This window comes from Cupriavidus sp. 10L43_2 (genome assembly GCF_056395265.1).
In genome coordinates, this window is the sequence record NZ_JBFTJE010000008.1 from 166,088 (window position 1) to 184,785 (window position 18,698).

Sequence of the window (18,698 nt, forward strand, 5' to 3'; positions counted from 1 at the left end):
ACTATTCGTCATACGTCACGGCCATGGTCTATGGTGATAAGCCCAAGACCCAGCGGAGCGAGTGCCATGGCATACATCGACGGATTCGTGCTGGCCGTGAAGACGGCCAATCGGGAAACCTACCGGCAGGTGGCGCAGAAGGCGTCCACCGTGTTCAAGGAGCACGGCGCGCTGAAGGTGGTGGAGTGCTGGGGCGACGACGTGCCGGAAGGCAAGGTCACCTCGTTCACCATGGCCGTTCAGCGCAAGGACGACGAGGCGGTGGTGTTCTCGTGGATCCTGTGGCCGTCGCGCGAGGCGCGCGACAAGGGCATGGCCGCCGCGATGGCCGACGAGCGGCTCAAGGAAGGCATGGACCCGATGCCGTTCGACGGCCAGCGCATGATCTTCGGCGGCTTCGAGGTCATCGTGGACGCCTAGCGGACGCCCGGCAGCAAGGTGCGCTCCACGGCCTCCGTGAGCGCCTGCAGCACCCGGCTGTCCTCGTCCGCCTTGCGCGACACGAGCGAGATCTGCAGCGTCGGCGCGTCGGCCCCCAGCCGCACGCGCCGCACCGGGTAGCGGTCGCAGACCGTCGGGTCCATCAACTGCACCACGGAAACGCCCAGCCCCGCGCTGACCATGGCGACGATGGCGATGACGCTGTCGAACTCCATCGCACTGCGTTTCTCCGGCATCACCCCGTGCACGTACCGCGCCGCCATGGCGCCGGTGACGGTGGCGCGGTCGTAGCGGATCCAGTCGTAGCGGGCAAGCAGCTCGGCCGCGCTGGCCTCCCCGGCGTCCGGCGGGGCGATCAGCACCATCTCCCGCGTGCCGACCGGATGCCAGCGCAGGCTCGCCAGGCGGCCGGTTTCGGGCCGGGCCACCACCGCCGCATCGAGTTGCCCCGCCTTGACCAGATCCAGCAGCCCGGCGCTGCGGCCGCGCACCGGCCGCACGCGCAGCTTCGGGTAGTGATCGCGCAGGTAGCGCAGCGTGCCCGGCAGCAGCACCGGCTGGATCGATTCGATCACCCCGAGCCGCACCGAACCCTCCACGGCCACGGACACCCGGCGCCGCAGCGCATGGAGGTAGCGCAGCCCGCCCTCCATGGCGGCGGCCACCTCGCGGGCCACGGCGGTGGGCCGTACCTGCAGGCCGGATCGATCGAACAGCGGCTGGCCGACATACTGCTCCAGCTGCTTCATCTGCATGCTGACCGCGCTCGGCGTGAGGTGCATCGTGGCGGCAGCCGCCGCGAACGAGCCCTCCTCGATCACGGCAGCGAGGGTGGCGAAGGTCTCCAGCTTCATCAGTTTTCCTTATCAGCGACGTCAAGGAACGTCACTTTTTCTTAGCTGTTCTGAAGCTTAGACTGGCTGCACGACGTCATGCAAGGCGCCCCCCAGCGCCCGCACCCAGACGTCCCTTCCATAAGACTCCGAGACACCGCCCCATGACCGCCTATCGTCCCACCGCGTGGCTGGCCGCCGATGCCGACCGCGACACCTCCTGGATCCAGCGCCTCTCCGCCGCCGAAGTGGCCAGCTTCGACACCGCCCTCACCCACGCCATCGCGCTGGACAAGCCGCTGCTGGAGATGACCGCCGATGACTTCCCGCTCGACGCCGCCGCCCGCGACGCGCTGGCCCGCGCCATCGACACCACGCAGGGCCGCTGGGGCATGTGCCTGCTGAAGGGCTTTCCCGTGCACCGCTGGACCGAGGACGAGACCCGCCTCGCCTACTGGGGCATGGGCCTGCACATGGGCGTGGCGCGCACGCAGAACCGCGCCAGCGACTTCATGAACGATGTGCGCGACGTGGGCGCCGCGTACAAGGGCAAGAACGGCCGCGGCTACAACACCAACGCCGGCCTCGACTTCCACACCGATTCCTGCGACGTGGTCGGCCTGCTGTGCCGCCGCGCGGCCCGCAGCGGCGGCGCAAGCAAGGTAGTCAGCTCGATCGCCCTGCGCGACGCCATGCTGCGCCGCCGCCCGGACCTCGAAGCCGTGCTCCACGCCCCGTTCCACTACAGCTACCAGGGCGCGCAGGACCCCGCCCAGCCGCCGCACTACGCCTGCACCATCCTCGGCAACCATCCTTGGGCCTTCGCCATGCGCACCAACCGCAAGAACGTGGTGGCCGCCCAGCGCGACTTCGACGATGTGCCGCGCCTGACGGCGGCCCAGGAAGCGGCCCTCGACGAACTGGACGCGCTACTGACCGACCCGAGCCTGTGCTTCTCGATGCAGCTCGAACAGGGCGACCTGCAACTGCTGAACAACTATGTCACCGTGCATTCGCGCACGAATTTCGAGGACTACGAGGAGTTCGACCGCAAGCGCCACCTGCTGCGGCTCTGGCTGGCCGTGCCGGGCGCCCAGCCGCTACCGGACGAGTGGGCCGACTACTTCACCGACGTCCGCGCGGGTGCGGTGCGGGGTGGCCTGCGCGGCAGCGCGCGCAGTGCCGAGTTCGACGCCTACGAGCGCCGCCAGGCCGCCGCACTGGGCATGCCGCTGATGCCGTGGGCGCCAGCCGCCCAGCCCGCCACGGCCTAGGCGCCAGCATCGCCCCACAAAAAATACAAAGATAAATACGGAGACAACCATGGAACGACGCGATTTCCTCGCGCTGCTGTCGGCGGCGCTGATCCTGCCCCCGGGTCTGGCGCGCGCGGCGCCGGCCGTCACGAAAGTCCTCGTCGGCGCCACGCCGGGCGGCGGCACCGACATCGTCGCGCGCTCGCTGTCGGCCGAGCTGGAGCAGCGGCTCAAGCATCCCTTCATCGTCGAAAACCGGGGCGGCGCGGCCGGCAATATCGCCGCCATCGCCGTGGCCAAGGCGGACCCCGATGGCGGCACGCTGCTGCTGAGCTACACCAGCCACGCGATCAATCCGGCGCTGTTCGAGAAAAAGCCATTCGACGCCATCAAGGACTTCACGCCGATCTCGCTGATCGCCAGTTCGCCGCTGATCCTGGTGTCGCGCCCGGACCTGGGCGTCAGCAACCTGCGCGAACTGGTGGCGCTGGCGAAGTCGAAGCCGGGCAAGCTGAGCATCGCCGTGGCCGGCGTGGGCAGCGCCAACCATCTGGCGGGAGAGATGCTCAAGCACGAGGCCGGCATCGACATCGTCAGCGTGCCGTACAAGGGCGCCGGCCCGGCCGTGGCCGATGTGGTGGGCAGCCAGGCCGACCTGCTGCTCGGCAACGTGGCCACGGTGCAGCCGCTGCTTGTGGCCGGCAAGCTCAAGGGGCTCGGCGTGAGCAGCCCGCAGCGGCTGGCGGCGTTCCCGAACCTCGCCCCGATTGCCGATCTCGTGCCGGGCTTCGACTACAGCTCGTGGTACGGCCTGCTCGGCCCGGCCGGCATGCCGCCAGACATGGTGCGGGAACTGGAGACGGCAGCCCGTGCGGCCGTGGCAGCGCCGGCCATGCGCAAGCGCTTGCAGGGGGAAGGTCTGGTACCGGTGGGGAATAGCGCCGCCCAGTTCGCGCAGTTCCTGCAGGCGGAAATCGCGCGATGGGCGAAGGTGGTGGCCGTCACGCACACACGCGTGGCGTGAGGCGGCAGATGTAAAGCCCGGGACGGTTAGCGGAAGCTGACCGTCACTTCGTTGCTGCGCCCTTGCAGCGACGGCGCCAGGCCGCCGTTGCCCGGCACGCGGAAGGCGAATACGAAGCCCTTGCTGGCATCGTCGCCAACGAAGGCGTTGGTCTTGCCCTCGGCACCCGGCAGCATCACGCAGCGGTCGGCATTGCAGAGGTAGGCCTGCAGGTCCGGCGGCGGCACGCGCGTGAAGCTGTAACGCCAGCGCACCGCGGTGATGACGCCAGCCGACTGCGGCAGCACCCCGCCCGGCACGATCGGCGCGGACAGCGCGCGCTGGCCCCGGTTCGCAATCATCGGGCCCACCGCCGAGCCAGTCCAGGCATGGCGCGACGGGCCGATTTCGAGCGTTGCCTTCGTCAAGCCCTGCGCCGACAGGATCGCCGGCAGGAAGCCGCAGAGCGCGGCCACCGTCATCGACAGCCAGCCACGCATTACAGCAAACCCCGCAGCTGGTTGCGCAGGCGGGTAATCGCCTGGCTGCGGATCTGGCACACGCGTGACTCGGTCACTTCCAGCACCGCGCCAATCTCGCGCAGGTTCAGTTCCTGGTCGTAGCACAGCGACAGCACCAGCTTTTCCCGCTCGGGCAGCTTGTCGATGGCGCGGATCAGCGCCTCGCGCATGCCGGACTCCATCAGCACCGTCAGCGGGTTGCCGTCGTCGGTCACGCCGAGATGGCGGTCCAGGAAGTCTTCCTCGCCGGAGCGCTCGAAGTCCTCGTAGTGCAGCAGCTGGCAGCCGTAGACCTCGTTGAGCAGCTCCTGGTATTCGTCGAGCGCCATATCGAGTTCCTTGGCCACCTCGGAGTCGATCGGCGTGCGGCCGAGCTTCTGTTCGAGGCTGCGCTGGGTGCGCTCGATCTTGCGCGTGAACTGGCGCAGGCTGCGCGACTGCCAGTCGTTGGCGCGCACCTCGTCGAGCATCGCGCCTCGGATGCGCTGGCTCGCGTAGGTCTCGAAGCGGGCGCCGTGGTTGTCTTCATAGCGCTTGGCAGCGTCGAGCAGGCCGATCATGCCGGCCTGGATCAGGTCGTCGATCTGGACACTGGCAGGCAGCTTGGCCGCCAGTTGCAACGCGATCCGTCGCACCAGCGGCGCATGTGACTTGACCACGTCTGCCTGTTCGAGCTTTCCCTGAATCGTATACATGGTGGAATTCTCGGTAATAACTTGGTTCGGTGCCAGCGCCCCACATTCCTTGCGGGGCGGACTGGCTGGCTGAGTGTCGGTCCGGTTGTTGCGACTTCTTGTTCTGGTATCAGGCGGGAACGGCCGCGGCCATCCCCGGAGAGACTGCTTCCTGGCGCAGCGGCCATGCCCCGATGCCGCTGGCCACGTGGCGCAGCGCGCCGGTGGCCGCGGCGGCCGGATAGGCCTCCACGACGCAGCGGCCCAGCTGCAGCGCACGCGCCACCAGCGGATCCAGCGGCAGGTAGCCCGCCAGGCTTGCCTCCACGCCCAGGTACTGGCTCGCCGTGCGGGCCAGGTTGCGCGAGAGGGCCATCACCGTCGCTTCCTTGTCCGCCATATTGACGATCAGCTGGAAGTGACGGCATGCAAATTCATGGTGCAGCCGCTTGATGCAGGCGTAGGCAGCGGTGATCGACGTGGCCTCGGGCCGCATCACGATCACGAAGTTGTGCGCCGCGCCGGCCATGGGCGACAGCGCGCCGGACTCGCTCGACTGCGCATCGACCAGCACCGTACGGATGCCCGGCAAGGCGCGGTCGTCGATCTGCGCGCCGGCGGGCACGTTGCCGGCCGGCAGCACGGCCACGCCGCTGGCGGCACGGGTGCCCGCCGCCGCGTCGAACGGCATCCGTCCGCCCAGCACATCGGCCAGCGTGGCCTTCGGCGCCGCGCCGGCAAGCCGGGTGGCGCGCGCGGCGGCGCGGTCTTCATCGGCCAGCAGCACACGTTCGCCCTGCATGGCGAGCGCGTTGGCCAGCCCGAGCGCCACGGTGGTGGCACCGGCGCCGGCCTCGCAGCCCACCACGGCGATACGCCGGGTGACGCGCGGTGCCAGCATGCGGCGCAGGCTTTCCGCCTGGTCGGAGCCCATCAGGTTCAAGGCTTACTCTCCTGCGGGGGCCAGTTGACGGGCGGCACTGGCACCAAGGGCGTCCATCGCCTGGCGCGCCGAGTCGGGCGTGTCGTCGAATGCCGGGGCCGGGGCCGAAGCCACGTTGCGGCCCGGGTAGTTCTCGAGCACGTCCAGCAGCGCCAGCAGGCGGCCCATGCCTTCGTTGAGCACGGCGCCGGACACCGGCGCATTGACGCGGGCGGTGGCGCGGCCAGCCAGGCGCGACAGGAACGCGGGCGCCGTCGGCGTCGGGTTGTGTTGCAGGCGCAGCGCGGTCAGGCCGAGCTGCACCGAGACCAGCGTGCCGAGCGTGTCGTCGTCGCCCGCACCGTTGCCCTCGCTGCCCTGCGCGAAGTGCTCCATCGCATGGCGCAGCGTGCGGAACTGCTCTTCCGCGTGGTGCGTCCACTGGGCCCAGCGGGCCACCTGGGCGGCCACGTCGGCCAGCGCCGGGTCGCACAGCACGTAGTCCACGGACAGCATGTCGCCGGTTTCTCGATCGACCAGCCGGGACACCACGAGGCAAGCCTCGGTGCCGGCCTCGGCGCCGGCGCCCTGGCCACGGCCACGGGCGGCGGCGCGCACCTGGCCTTCGGGCACGCGCACCATGCAGTGGCCGAGCCAGTGCACGGCGTCGCGGTCGCGGCAGGTGGTGTCGCCGATGGCGAGGAAGGTCAGCGTATCGGCAATGGTGTCGAGCTTGTTGGCGGCGCCGTCGGCAATCACGCGCGTGGTCTTGCGCGTGCCGGCCACCCAGCGTTCGCCCAGTTGCTGCCAGCGCGCCAGCGTGGCGGCGGACGGCAGCGAGGCATTGAGGTTGACCACGGTGCGGGCGGCGGCCAGCGTGGCGCGCACGGTGGCGGCTTCGGCTTCCGCCTCGGCTTCGGCCATCGACTGGCGCGTGCGGCCGGCGGGCACCACCGTGGTGGCCAGCGGCGTGCCGTCACGGTCGGCCAGCCACAGCGTCTGTTGCAGCAGTTGCGGGGCGCGGCGACCCGGCACGGTCTGCGAGGCGGTGCCGGTCACAGCGAGCACGTAGCGGTCGCACGCGCGGCTGGCGTCGCGGCACATCGACAGGCGCACCTGCTGGGCCATCTGGCGCAGCGCCGGCGCACCGGCGCCGCGTTGCTGCCACAGCGAGCGGGCCACGTCGAAGCCGTACTGCGCGCCGTTGAGTTCCTCCACGCACACGCCCACGGCGTTGGCGCTGTCGGTTAGCGAGCGCAGCACATCGTCGGCGCCGGCACGCTCGGTCTGGGCTGGCTCGGCGGCGCTGGCCTGGCGGCGCGCCACATCGGCATCGGCGAACAGCGAGCCACGGCGCGGCGTCAGGAAGGCACGTTCGACCAGGGCATCGGCTTGAGCCAGTTCGAGGTGCTCCGGCACGCGCTGGCCGGTGGAGGCGTAGAACACGGGCAGGCGGTGGCGGATCACCACGTCGAGCACCGAGCCCAGGTGGGTGGCTTCGTCCAGCTTGCTGATGATGCAGCCGTCGATACCGGCGGCGTCGCCAGCGGTGTCGTTGCGGTAGGCGTGCACGACTTCATTGAGCGTGTCGCCGTGCGCGGCGCCGTTGAGCAGCAGCACACGCTGCATCGGGGCCTGCACGCCGGCCAGCATCGAGATCTGGTCGGACAGGCTGCGGTCGCGCTGGCTCATGCCCACCGTGTCGATGATGACGAGGTGCTTGTCCTTCATGGCCGACAGCGCGAAGCGCAGGTCGGCGGCGTCCTTCACGGCATGCACGGGCACGCCGAGGATGTCGCCATAGATACGCAGTTGTTCGTGCGCGCCGATCCGGAAGCGGTCGGTGGTCAGCAGCGCGAGCTTGCCCGGGCCGTGGCGCAGCACGAAGCGCGCGGCCAGCTTGGCGGTGGTGGTGGTCTTGCCGACGCCGGTCGGGCCGATCAGCGCGAGCACGCCGCCCTGCGCGAACAGCGTGTCCTCATCGGCCAGCACCGGCACCTTGCGGGCCAGTTCCTGGCGGATCCAGGCCATCGCGGCCGGACGGTCCGTGCCGACTGGCAGGTGGGCGAGCAACGTGCGCGAAAGCTGGCCCGAGAAGCCGGCGTTGACGAGCCATTCGAACAGCGACTCGCGTAGCGGGTCGCCAGCGGCCACGCCGGCGGGCGTGTTGGCCAGGCCGGCGAACTGGCGCTCCAGCATGCTGCGCATCGAGGCCAGCTCGCCGCGCAGGTCCCCCAGCGCGGCCGGGTCGGACGCGTCGGCGGTCATCATCGACGGCATCTGTGCGATCGGGGCCGGTGCGAACTGAGACATCGAGGACGACGGGGGCATCGAAGACAGCGGCGCCATCGGGCTCATCGACAGCATCGATGCCGATGACGCCGATGACGCGGATGGCGCGTACGGCTGCGCCGTGGCGCTGACGGCGCCCAGGTCCGCATCGCGCATCGCCACAATTTCCACGCCGCCCTCGATGGCCCGGTTGGACAGCACCACGGCGTCGGGGCCCATGGCCTCGCGCACCTTGCGCATCGCTTCGCGGCCATTGGCCGCCACAAACTTCGCCACGCTCATGTTCGTTCCTTACGCCGCGCCGCCGATCATTGCGGTAATGCGGATGTTGCGGTTGTCCGGGACTTCGGCATGCGACAGCACCTTCAGTTGGGGCAGCGTACGGCGCAGGAAGCGCGCCATCAGCGGCCGCAGCGGGGACGGCACCAGCAGCACGGGGTCGAGACCCATCTGCTCCTGGCGGCCGACCGCGCCCTGCGCCTGCTGGAGCAGCGCATCGGCCAGGCCCGGCTCGATGCCGCCGCCGTTGGCCAGCGCCTGCGTCAGCACGCGTTCCAGGCCGGCGTCGAGGCTGATGACCTGCAGGTCGGCATTGTTCGGGAACAGCTGCTGCGTGATGGCCCGGCCCAGCGCCACGCGCACCAGCGCCGTGAGTTCGGTAGGCTCGCTGACCTTGGTGGCGTGCTCGGCCACCACGTCGAGGATCGTGCGCATGTCGCGGATCGGCACACCTTCGTCCAGCAGGTTCTGCAGCACCTTCTGCAGGCCGGTCAGCGAGATCGTCTTCGGCACGAGGTCTTCGGTCAGCTTCGGCGATTCCTTGGCGATGCGGTCCAGCAGCGACTGCACTTCCTGGCGCCCCAGCAGCTCGGAGGCGTGCATCTGGATCAGGTGGTTCAGGTGGGTGGCCACCACGGTGCTGGCATCGACCACGGTGTAGCCGTAGGCCTGCGCCTGCTCCTTGAGGCTGGCGTCGATCCACACCGCCGGCAGGCCGAAAGCGGGGTCGCGCGTGACCGGGCCCGGCAGCGTGCCGCTGACCTGGCCGGGGTTGATGGCCATCCACTGGCCCGGCGTGGCCTCGCCGCTGCCAATCTCCACGCCCTTGAGCGTGATGCGGTAGGCGTTGGGCTTGAGTTCGAGGTTGTCGCGGATATGCACCACCGGCACCAGGAAGCCGATGTCCTGCGCAATCTTCTTGCGGATGCTCTTGATACGGCCCAGCAGTTCGCCGTTCTGGCCGCGGTCCACCAGCGTGATCAGGCGGTAGCCCACTTCCATGCCCAGCGGGTCGACCATCGTCACGTCTTCCCACGTGGCTTCGGCGGCTTCTGCGGCCACGGCCGGCTTGCGCTCTTCGCGGACCTTGGTCTCGGCCTGCACGGCGTCGCGGCGCAGCATGTAGCGGCCGAACCAGGCCATCGCGCCGGCCAGCAGCAGGAAGGCGAAGTGCGGCATGCCCGGGATGATGCCCATCGCGCCGATGATGCCGGCGGTCAGGAACATGACGCGCGGGTTCGAGAAGAGCTGGCCGGTAAGCTGCTGGCCGACGTCCTGCTCGTTCGACACGCGCGAGACGATCACACCGGCGGCGGTGGAGATCACCAGTGCCGGAATCTGCGCGACCAGGCCATCGCCGATGGTCAGCAGCGTGTAGTTGTGCACCGCGGTGCCGAAGTCCAGGTCATGCTGCACCATGCCCACGACCATGCCGGCCGCGATATTGATGAACATGATGATCAGCCCGGCGATGGCGTCGCCGCGCACGAACTTCGAGGCACCGTCCATGGCGCCGTAGAAGTCGGACTCCTGCGCCACTTCGGTACGGCGCTTGCGGGCGCCTTCCTCGTTGATCAGGCCGGCGTTCAGGTCCGCGTCGATGGCCATCTGCTTGCCGGGCATGGCATCGAGCATGAAGCGCGCGCCCACTTCAGCGATACGGCCCGCACCCTTGGTGATCACCATGAAGTTGATCACCACCAGGATGGCGAACACCACGATACCCACCGCGAAGTTGCCGCCCACCAGGAAGTGGCCGAAGGCCTCGATCACCTTGCCGGCGGCGTCCGGGCCGGTATGGCCCTCCAGCAGCACCACGCGCGTGGAGGCCACGTTCAGCGACAGGCGCAGCAGCGTGGAGAACAGCAGCACGGCCGGGAACGCCGCGAAGTCCAGCGCCGTGCGGGTGTACATGCCCACCAGCAGCACCATGATGGACAGCGCGATGTTGAACGTGAACAGCAGGTCCAGCACGAACGCAGGCAGCGGCAGGATCATCATGCCGAGGATCATGACGATCAGCAGCGGTCCTGCCAGCGCCTTCAGCTGGGCGCCCGAGCGCAGGCCCGGGATATTGAAGAAATTCGTCAGTGCGTTCATGCGCGGGCTTCCGGTACGGCAAGTTCGTCCGGCACCACCAGCTCCGTCGGTCCCGAAGGCTGCGGACCGTTGGAGTAGTGCCAGTGTTTCAGTTGATAGACCCAGGCCAGGATCTCGGCCACGGCGGTATACAGGCCCGCCGGGATTTCATGCCCCAGCTCCACGTGCCGGTGCAGCGCCCGCGCCAGCGGCGGCGCGGACAGGATCGGCACGCGATGTTCGGCGGCCAGTTCGCGGATGCGAGCGGCCACTTCCTCGGTTCCCTTGGCGACGACGCGCGGCGCGCCCATGCCGCCTTCCTCATAGCGCAGCGCCACGGCGAAGTGCGTGGGGTTGGTCACCACCACATCGGCCTTGGGCACCTCGGTCATCATGCGGCGACGCGCCATGGCCCGCTGCTGCTGCCGGATGCGGGCCTTGATGTGCGGATCGCCATCGGTTTCCTTCATCTCCTGCTTGACCTCTTCCTTGGTCATGCGGAGCTTCTTGTAGAACGTCCAGAGCTGCCAGGGCACGTCCAGCGCCACCACCAGCAGCAGCGAGCCGGACACCACGCCGCACACGTAGAGCACTAGCTCCATCAGGTGCAGCAGCGCCTCCTGCACGGGCGCGTTCATCAGCGCCACGGCCTCCGGCAGCTTGCGCCAGACCATCCAGGCGCCCACGCCGCCCACCAGCAGCGACTTGGCGATGGCCTTGCCGAGTTCCACCAGCGAATGCGAGGAGAACATCCGGCCCAGCCCCTGCAGCGGGGAGAGGCGCGAGAAATCCGGCATGAACGACTTGCTCGCGAACAGCCAGCCGCCCAGCGCCAGCGGGGCCATCAGCGCGGCCACGCCGAACATCAGCAGCAGCGGCAGGAAGGCCAGCAGGCTGTCCCAGATGGCGATGCCGAACTGCGACAGCATGCGGTTGGTGTCGAACGCGGTGGCCGGCTCGAAAGCCAGGCTCTTGTGCATCACGGCGTCCAGCCGGCGGCCCAGCGTGCCGCCCATGACCCACAGGCCGATCACGCCCGTCATCAGCATCACGAACGTGCCGAGCTCGCGCGAACGCACCACCTGCCCCTCCTCGCGCGCCTTTTCCAGGCGCCGGGGTGAGGCGGGTTCGGTTTTCTCGAGATCGCTTTCCTCGGACATGGACGCTCCAACGCGAAGCGCGCAGGCGGCACTTCGTCAGCGAGGATTATCAAATCCCGGGGGCGCTGGCATTCAGGGGAAAAGGGAGGGAAACAGGTGCCTGTTTCAGGAATGAGGGGGGCAGCGGAGTTAACGGCCCGGGGGGTACCGACCTTTAGGGTAAAGGTGCGGTGGCGACCACTCCGGCGTCGTTTTGGCACCGATCGGGCGGCCATCTTGCCATGTCTTGCCGGTACCACGCAATGATGTGTTTTCGTTAAAGATTGCACCAAACATGTGATCTCAACAGCAATTCGACAGTCTTTGCCGGCAGTCCGGGTAGTCTGGCCTGGCTTTCGCAAATCTCGCGTTTTGTAGTGGATCGGCTGCCAGCCAATAGATGTTTGGTAGCATATTCCCCGTATCGATCACAATTGAGGGGATATGCCATGACGGCACAGATGGCCACCATCGACCAGACGATGCTCGAAAAACTGTCCGCCTCCGGCAGCCTGCAGCGCGTACGCGCCGTGGCGCAGACGGGCGGCTGGCGGATCGTGGTCCGGTACGGGACGAGCGAGAGCACCCTGGTGGTCCGGCGCGGCAACGTCCGCGTCTGGCCGAAGCTCGACACGTTGGTCAACTTTCTCGTCCGTATGCAGACAGCAGAATTCGAAGTCGACGCCACGGCGTTCCAGCCTGGCACCCACGTCGCCCGTCCCCGCCTGGACGCCGCCGAGCGCATGCGCGCGGCCCATGAGGCGGCAGCTTATGACCGGTGGTTTAAGGGGCAGGTGCAGGCGGGGTTAGATGATTCCCGGCCGCGCGTGCCGCACGAAGTCGTATTGCGGGAAATGGCGGAAGAGAATGAGGCGCTGCTGGCCAGCATCGCCCGCGATTCGAACCGGGGGAGTTGACCGTTGAGGGTGGAGTGGTCAACGACCGCACGGGAGGAACGCAAGGCCCTGTTCCACCGCATCGCCGCTGACTACCGGTTGGCCGCCGTGAACCTGAACCTGCTCATTGCCGATCGCCTCGAAGCGCTTGTCAGGTTTCCAGCAATGTATCCCGCCGGAAAAGTGCCTGGTACACGACACATTGTCTTGAATCGCGAACACGTGCTGGTCTACGCATGGCATCCGCAGGAGGAGGTCATTCACATCCTGCGTATCGTTGGTACGCGTCAGCAGCGTCGGCGTCTCACTTAGCGCGGGTTGGCGGCCATGCCTGACCGCTAACCCGGCTGCCTTACCGCACCACGTCCGCGTGATCCGTCGACTCAGCCAGGGTGCGCCATGCGGCCAGTTCGGCTTCCACGAACTTGTGCTTCTGTTCGATGCGGGCGATGGCGTCGGTGCCCAGCGGCAGCCGCAGCGGGGGATGGTCGCTGTCCACGAGTTGCAGCATCGCCTCGGCGAGCTTCTCCGGGTTGCCCGGCTGGTTGTGGTTGGCACCAGCAGCAAAGACGCGCATCGCGCCCACCGTCTCGGCGTAGTCGGCAATCTCGGTCTTGGTGGCAACCAGCGAGTTGTCGTTCAGGAAGTCCGTGCGGAAGAAGCCCGGCTCGACCACCGTGGCGTGGATGCCCAGCGGGGCCAGCTCCTGGGACATGGCTTCGGTCAGCCCCTCCACCGCAAACTTCGAGGCGCCATAGACGCCCCAGCCGTGATAGGCCGAGTAGCCGCCCAGCGACGAGATATTGATGACATGGCCGCTGCGCTGCTGGCGCATCTGCGGCAGCACGGCCCGGCTGACGGCGAGCATGCCGAAGACGTTGGTGTCGAAGTTAGCCTTCGCTTCGGCGATGCTGGTCTCCTCCACCGCGCCGAGCACGCCGTAGCCGGCGTTGTTCACCAGCACGTCGATCCGGCCGAAGCGGGCCACGCCCTGGCGCACGGCCTCGACGGCGTCCGATTCGTTGGTCACATCGACCTTGACCGCGAGAAGGCCGGGCTGGTCGCCAATGGCATCGACGATGGCCTGGGGATTGCGCGCCGTGGCGATGACGCGGTCACCGCGTGCCAGCGCGTTGCGGACAAACAGCGTGCCGAAACCGCGCGACGCACCGGTAATGAACCAGACCTTGCTTTGGGATTGCTTCGAATCGGACATGACTGACTCCTGGGATTGGGTTGGCTCGGTTCCGGCCTTCGCTGCGATCGTCGCGGCGTGTCGGTTACCGTTGAGACCCATGGTAGGTAGTCAGACGTCCACAAACAATGGTGATGTGGATTGCAGGAAAAGCAACTGCTGGTTGTGAATCGACCTTAGCCGGAATGGAGGCTCTCGGCCATCGCGTCGCCACGTACCGTCTCGACGATCGCCTGCCGCAGCAACGGGGCGGCAATCGGCTTATGCAGCACCCGGAAGCCGCTGGCGTGGAGCGCCTTGAGGCGGTCCGGCGCCGTGTCGCCGGTGACGATCAGGCCCGGCACCTCGGTGTCGAGGTACTCGCGCAGCCACGCGATGGCCTGCCGGCCGGTCACCTGCGCGGCCAGCCGGTAGTCGGCCAGGATCAGGTCCACCGGGGCCGGGCCGGCGATGCGCGCGCGCTGGTGGGCGGCGCAGACGGCTTCGACCGTGGCGCCCGCATAGACCGTGTGGCCCCAGAACGCGAGCAGGTCGCCCAGCGCCGCGAGGATTTGGGGATCGTCGTCGACCAGCATCACGCCATAGCGCGCCTGGAGGTCCGCCGGGGCGCGACCTTCGGCGCTGGTCAGGGCCGGCGCTTCTGGCTCGACATCGCGCGCCAGTGGCACGGTCACCGAGAAGTTGCTCCCCCGGCCGGGCGTGGAGCGCAGCTTCACGGGATGGCCGAGCAGGTCCGCCAGCCGACGCACGATGGCGAGACCGAGGCCCAGCCCGTGTTCGCTCTGCACATTGGGCAACTGGGCGAACTCCTCGAAGACCAGCGCCTGCTGCGAGGGGTCAATGCCGGGCCCACTGTCCAGGACCTGGATCTCGATCGCGCCGGGCCGGCGCCGGGCGCCCACCACGATGCGCGACTGCGGCGCGTAGCGCAGCGCGTTGCTCAACAGGTTGTCCAGGATGCGCCGCAGCAGCTCGGGGTCACTGTCGATCCACGCCTGGGCGACCCGCACGCGCAGCGTGCTGCCGCGCTGGCTGGCCTGCTCGGCATACTCGTCGCGCAGTTCGGCGAGCAGCTTGCCGAGGGACAACGGCCGGCGCCGTGCCGGCATCAGGCCGGCGTCGAGCCGCGACACGTGCAGCAGCCCGTCGAGCAGTCCGCCCATGCGGTCGAGCGTGCCGTTCAGGCGCCGGCTGATCTGCGTGGCCGCATCGGCGCGGACATCGCCACGCTCCGCCACCGCCGACAGCGAGGCGGAAAGCAGCCCGAGCGCATGCACCGGCTGGCGCAGGTCGTGGCTGGCGGCGGCCAGGAAGCGCGTCTTGGCCATGTCGGCCGCGGTTGCCCGGTCGCGCTCATGCTCGAGCTGCCCGATCAGGGCGAGATTCTCGAAGCGCAGCTTCACCCCGGTCAGCAGGGTGTGATACGTGACGCGGCTGAAATAGCTGTTCACGACGACCAGGGCGACCCCGAATGCTGCGTAAACGTTGTAGATAGGCTCCGGCCGCATCGCGCAATGGACGATGAACGGGCCGCTCATCAGCAAGACCATGCCGACGTAGATGCGTGGCTGCGCGGACAGCGCCGGCACGGCGCCGCACGTCATGCCGGCCAGGACGATGCAGGCGAAAGCCGTCCACTCGGCGCCCGGCGGGAACAGTGCGGTCGAGCCGACCCATCCCCACAACGCCGCCGATACCCATGACATCGCTGCGAAGCGGTTAGCCCAGGCGCGCGGCGTGGCGCTGGACTCATGCCGATAGAACACCGTCGAGAGCAGAATGCGCGCAAGCGTGACGGCATAGACCATCGCCATCCACCACAGCAGCGGCCCGATGTATGCGCTGTGGCGCAGCGCGTACACGATGGCCACCGGAATCACGAAGTTGGCGAACAGGACCCCATGCGACTGTCGATACAGCAGTCGCACCATGGCGGACTGGATGTCGCCACTGGGCTGGCTCATGAGGATTCCGGAAGGGCGCAGGCAAACAAGGCCGTGTGACGGCCGACGCCCCTTTATAGCATCGAACCTTTTACGCCGTGCCGATAACGGCGCCCGCGCGCGCGGACTGATTCCTCCCCGCAACACCCCCACGTTGGCGGGGCGGCGGGTTTAACGCAACTGCCATCTAGCGGGGAGCTGAGGCTGGGTGGGCGGAGGTGGCAGGCTAGCCGAGCCGCCCGGGTTCCACCTCGATGCCGAGCTGCCCGGCCATCTCTTCGACCAGGGCCTGCAGCCGCGCCACCTTGTCGGCCAGCTCGCGCTGGCTGATGCGCAGCGCTTCGAGTTCCGAAGACGAGCCGCCTTCCGGCGCCGACGCCCCGCGCGGCGCCGCCAGGTCTGCCACGCTGACCTCGCCGCAGAGCAGATGCATCCAGCGGCTCTCCCGCTCGCCCGGGGCGCGCGGCAGGCGGATAACGAGGGCCGGATTGCGCTCGGCGAGTTCATCGAGAAAGCCCTCCACGGACGAGATATCCGCGAAGGCGTGCAGGCGCGCCGTGTTGAGGCGCAGCTCCGCCGCCGTCTGCGGGCCGCGCAGCAGGAGCGTGGACAGCAGCGCCGCCGACTGGCTCGGCACGCCAAGCACCTTGGCCATGTTCTGCTCGAAGCGCGGCACCCGGCTGCTGCTGCCCTCGAACACCAGACTCAGCGACTTCAGGCCGTCGATGGCCGTCAGGATCTCGTCCTCCGACACGCTCATCACCGGCGACCGCGCGGTCTTCTGGTTGCAGCCCGACGCCAGCGCATTGAGCGAGAGCGGATAGGTGTCCGGCACGGTGTACTGCTTCTCCAGCAGCACAGCGACCACGCGGCCTTCCAGCGCCGTCAGCGCGCGCAGCGGCGGCCGCGCCGGGATTTCTGTATTGGCATTCATCGATGACATCAAGGTGAGGGGCGTGATCACGCGAAGGCGCCCATTGGATCGCAAGCGCGGGGACGATGCAACTGCCGCCCGCGCGGCGCATCAGGCCATCAAGGCAGGATCACCTCCGCGGAGAGTCCGCCGCCTTCGCGATTGCGCAGCGCCAGCTTGCCGCCGAGCGCCTGCGCCAGTTGCTGCGCGATGGCCAGCCCCAGCCCGCTACCGCCGGTATCGCGGTTCCGCGAGGCCTCCACGCGATAGAACGGCTGGAGCACCGCATCGAGCTGTTCCTCCGGGATGCCGGCGCCGCGATCCATCACCATCAGCCGCAGGGCGCCATCGGCGTCGCGCCGGGCGACGATCTCGGCCGCGCCGCCGAACTTCAGGGCGTTGTCGATCAGGTTGGTCAGGATGCGCCGCAGGGCATGCGGGCGCGTGACGATCGCCCCGCCCACGCATTCCTCCATGGTCACGGCCTTGCCAGTGTCCTGATAGTCGTAGACCAGGCTTTCCAGGAACGAGCCGATGTCGATACGCGTATCGGCCTCGCCATCGACGTGCGTGCTGCGCGCATAGGCCAGCCCCTCGCGCACGAGCCGCTCGATCTCGGACAGGTCGCTGATGAGCTTGTCCTTCTCGACAGACTCCTCGGCCATCTCGGCACGCAGCTTCATGCGCGTGATGGGGGTCTGCAGATCGTGGGAGATGGCCGCGAGAATGCGCACGCGCTCCTCCACGAAATGGGCGATGCGGTCGCGCATGGCGTTGAACGCCACCGCCGCGTGGGCCACCTCGCTCGGGCCGGTCTCGCTCATGCGCGGCGTGGTCTGGTTCGGGTCGAGCGTGTTCGCCGCATCGGCCAGCGTCGCCAGCGGCCGGATGGCCTGCCGCACCGCAAACCAGCTGCACAGCACCAGCAGCGCGAGTTGCGCCACCATCACATAGGGCAGCCAATGCGCCAGCGGTGCCATGGCAGGATGGACGTCGATAGTCAGCGGGCTGCCGTCGCTCAGTGTCAGGTGCGCCTGCAGGCGCTTGCCGTCGCCCGGAATCATCTCGACCCGGACCGGGAAGCGCTGCCCAGCCGCCTCCTCGATCTTGTTGGCGATGTCCTTGGCGCGCATGGTCATGTCGGGCACGCCCGGCAGGCCCGGGCCGAGGACGTAGCGGTACGTCGGCCGGTCCAGCCGGTGGATCCAGTCCGGGCGCTCGGCGGCGGGCAGGCGGTCGAGAATGGCGATGGAAGTGGCCACTTCGTTTTCCAGCGTGCCCAGCATGACCGTGCGCGCGGTGACGTAGCGCTCCATGAACAGCACCGTGAACGACATCGCATAGGCGATGACCAGCCCCGCCAGCAGGATCAGGAACAGCCGTGCGCTCAGGGTGCCGGGCCACCAGCGCACCCGCGACTGCGGCGCTACCAGGGCGGCCGTGGTCATTCGCGTGCCTCGGTGATCTCGACGGGCATCGCCAGCACGTAGCCCTCGCTGCGCACCGTCTTGATGTAGATCGGCTCGCGGGCGTGATCGCCCAGCCGCTGGCGCAGGCGGCTGACCAGCAGGTCGATCGAGCGGTCGAACAGCTCGGCGTCACGGCCCTGCGTCAGGTTCAGCAGCTGGTCACGGTTCAGCACGCGCTGCGGATGGTCGACGAACACGCGCAACAGCCGGTACTCGGCGCCGCTCAGGGCCACGACAGTGCCGTCCTTGTCCAGCAGATGGCGGGCGGTGGTGTCGAGACGCCAGTCGCCGAAAGTGAGCAGCCGGCCCGCCTCGGACACCTGGAGATTGGGCGGAAGCATCCGGGTGCGCCGCAGCACCGCCTTGATCCGCGCCATCAGCTCGCGCGCGGCGAACGGCTTGGCGAGGTAGTCGTCGGCGCCCATTTCGAGGCCGATGATCCGGTCTGTCTCATCGCTGCGGGCGGTCAGCATCAGGATCGGGGTGCTCTTGTGCTTGCCGGCGCGCAGTTCGCGGCACAGCGTCAGGCCGTCGTCGCCGGGCATCATGATGTCCAGCACGATCAGGTCGACGACGTTCGACTCCAGGAAGGTCCGCATGTGGCGGCCGTCCGGCGCAATGGTCACCCGCAGCCCGTTACGGGTCAGGTAGGTGGACACCAGCTCGCGGATTTCGCGGTCGTCGTCAACAACAAGGATATGGTCGATATGGGCGTCCATCTGGCGGCGCTCTTGGTAGATTTCAGTGGCGATGAGCGGAGTTTGCCCGCTCTGGCGATTGGTTGCACTTCCCTTTGTATGCCAGTGTATCTGGCCAAGCCGGGCAGACAATACCTTACCTGGC

General features: G+C 68.4%; 17 protein-coding genes. 5 read left to right on the forward strand and 12 right to left on the reverse strand.

What is annotated here, in order from left to right:
* Positions 1 to 66: 66 nt before the first annotated feature.
* Complete coding sequence (locus tag AC1DEL_RS14155) at positions 67 to 420, forward strand: DUF1428 domain-containing protein (RefSeq protein ID WP_092295869.1); 354 nt, start codon at positions 67 to 69, stop codon at positions 418 to 420.
* Here the strand turns inward: AC1DEL_RS14155 and AC1DEL_RS14160 are convergent.
* Complete coding sequence (locus AC1DEL_RS14160; RefSeq protein WP_092295872.1) at positions 417 to 1,295, reverse strand: LysR family transcriptional regulator; 879 nt, start codon at positions 1,293 to 1,295, stop codon at positions 417 to 419. The genes AC1DEL_RS14155 and AC1DEL_RS14160 overlap by 4 nt on opposite strands.
* A 143-nt stretch (positions 1,296 to 1,438) precedes the next feature.
* On the opposite strand from AC1DEL_RS14160, the gene AC1DEL_RS14165 reads away from it, so the two are divergent.
* Positions 1,439 to 2,548, forward strand: coding sequence for a TauD/TfdA family dioxygenase (locus AC1DEL_RS14165; protein WP_092295875.1), 1,110 nt, complete (start codon positions 1,439 to 1,441; stop codon positions 2,546 to 2,548).
* 49 nt (positions 2,549 to 2,597) lie between these two features.
* A complete protein-coding gene (locus tag AC1DEL_RS14170) occupies positions 2,598 to 3,554 on the forward strand; it encodes a tripartite tricarboxylate transporter substrate-binding protein (RefSeq protein ID WP_092295877.1) in 957 nt (318 codons plus the stop codon).
* A 26-nt stretch (positions 3,555 to 3,580) separates the two neighbouring features.
* On the opposite strand, the gene AC1DEL_RS14175 is transcribed toward AC1DEL_RS14170, so the two are convergent.
* The 6 genes from AC1DEL_RS14175 to flhB all read right to left on the reverse strand — a co-directional run bounded on the left by AC1DEL_RS14175 (position 3,581) and on the right by flhB (position 11,460).
* Positions 3,581 to 4,033: a flagellar protein FlhE gene (locus AC1DEL_RS14175; protein ID WP_255370854.1), complete on the reverse strand. Its 453-nt coding sequence runs from the start codon at positions 4,031 to 4,033 to the stop codon at positions 3,581 to 3,583.
* On the reverse strand, positions 4,033 to 4,749 hold the full coding sequence (locus AC1DEL_RS14180) for an RNA polymerase sigma factor FliA (RefSeq protein WP_092295880.1): 717 nt from the start codon (positions 4,747 to 4,749) through the stop codon (positions 4,033 to 4,035). Before AC1DEL_RS14180 ends, AC1DEL_RS14175 begins: the two co-directional genes overlap by 1 nt.
* A gap of 109 nt (positions 4,750 to 4,858) precedes the next feature.
* Positions 4,859 to 5,662, reverse strand: coding sequence for a MinD/ParA family ATP-binding protein (locus AC1DEL_RS14185; protein ID WP_092296232.1), 804 nt, complete (start codon positions 5,660 to 5,662; stop codon positions 4,859 to 4,861).
* A gap of 12 nt (positions 5,663 to 5,674) precedes the next feature.
* Positions 5,675 to 8,224 carry a flagellar biosynthesis GTPase FlhF gene (gene flhF, locus AC1DEL_RS14190; RefSeq protein WP_092295883.1) on the reverse strand — a complete coding sequence of 850 codons (2,550 nt, stop codon included), beginning with the start codon at positions 8,222 to 8,224 and terminating at the stop codon, positions 5,675 to 5,677.
* Positions 8,225 to 8,233: 9 nt separating this feature from the next.
* Complete coding sequence (gene flhA, locus AC1DEL_RS14195) at positions 8,234 to 10,321, reverse strand: flagellar biosynthesis protein FlhA (protein WP_477105317.1); 2,088 nt, start codon at positions 10,319 to 10,321, stop codon at positions 8,234 to 8,236.
* A complete protein-coding gene (gene flhB / locus AC1DEL_RS14200) occupies positions 10,318 to 11,460 on the reverse strand; it encodes a flagellar biosynthesis protein FlhB (protein WP_092295889.1) in 1,143 nt (380 codons plus the stop codon). Before flhB ends, flhA begins: the two co-directional genes overlap by 4 nt.
* Before the next feature lie 428 nt (positions 11,461 to 11,888).
* Between flhB and AC1DEL_RS14205 the strand changes: the two genes are divergently transcribed.
* Together AC1DEL_RS14205 and AC1DEL_RS14210 are read left to right on the forward strand one after the other, a co-directional pair.
* Positions 11,889 to 12,356 (forward strand): antitoxin PaaA2 family protein, encoded by a 468-nt coding sequence (locus AC1DEL_RS14205; RefSeq protein WP_477125329.1) that lies wholly within the window; start codon positions 11,889 to 11,891, stop codon positions 12,354 to 12,356.
* A gap of 9 nt (positions 12,357 to 12,365) precedes the next feature.
* Complete coding sequence (locus tag AC1DEL_RS14210) at positions 12,366 to 12,647, forward strand: type II toxin-antitoxin system RelE/ParE family toxin (RefSeq protein ID WP_454758135.1); 282 nt, start codon at positions 12,366 to 12,368, stop codon at positions 12,645 to 12,647.
* Positions 12,648 to 12,687: 40 nt separating this feature from the next.
* Here AC1DEL_RS14210 and AC1DEL_RS14215 read toward each other — a convergent pair whose 3' ends face one another.
* The 5 genes from AC1DEL_RS14215 to AC1DEL_RS14235 form a co-directional block, all read right to left on the reverse strand.
* Positions 12,688 to 13,551 (reverse strand): oxidoreductase, encoded by an 864-nt coding sequence (locus AC1DEL_RS14215; protein ID WP_092295895.1) that lies wholly within the window; start codon positions 13,549 to 13,551, stop codon positions 12,688 to 12,690.
* Between the two features lie 155 nt (positions 13,552 to 13,706).
* A complete protein-coding gene (locus AC1DEL_RS14220; protein ID WP_441592647.1) occupies positions 13,707 to 15,494 on the reverse strand; it encodes a sensor histidine kinase in 1,788 nt (595 codons plus the stop codon).
* 205 nt (positions 15,495 to 15,699) lie between these two features.
* Positions 15,700 to 16,407, reverse strand: a complete 708-nt coding sequence (locus AC1DEL_RS14225) for a YceH family protein (RefSeq protein ID WP_092295898.1) — start codon at positions 16,405 to 16,407, stop codon at positions 15,700 to 15,702.
* A 98-nt stretch (positions 16,408 to 16,505) separates the two neighbouring features.
* A complete protein-coding gene (locus AC1DEL_RS14230) occupies positions 16,506 to 17,834 on the reverse strand; it encodes a sensor histidine kinase (protein WP_092295900.1) in 1,329 nt (442 codons plus the stop codon).
* A complete protein-coding gene (locus tag AC1DEL_RS14235) occupies positions 17,831 to 18,574 on the reverse strand; it encodes a response regulator (RefSeq protein WP_092295903.1) in 744 nt (247 codons plus the stop codon). Before AC1DEL_RS14235 ends, AC1DEL_RS14230 begins: the two co-directional genes overlap by 4 nt.
* Between the last annotated feature and the right edge of the window lie 124 nt (positions 18,575 to 18,698).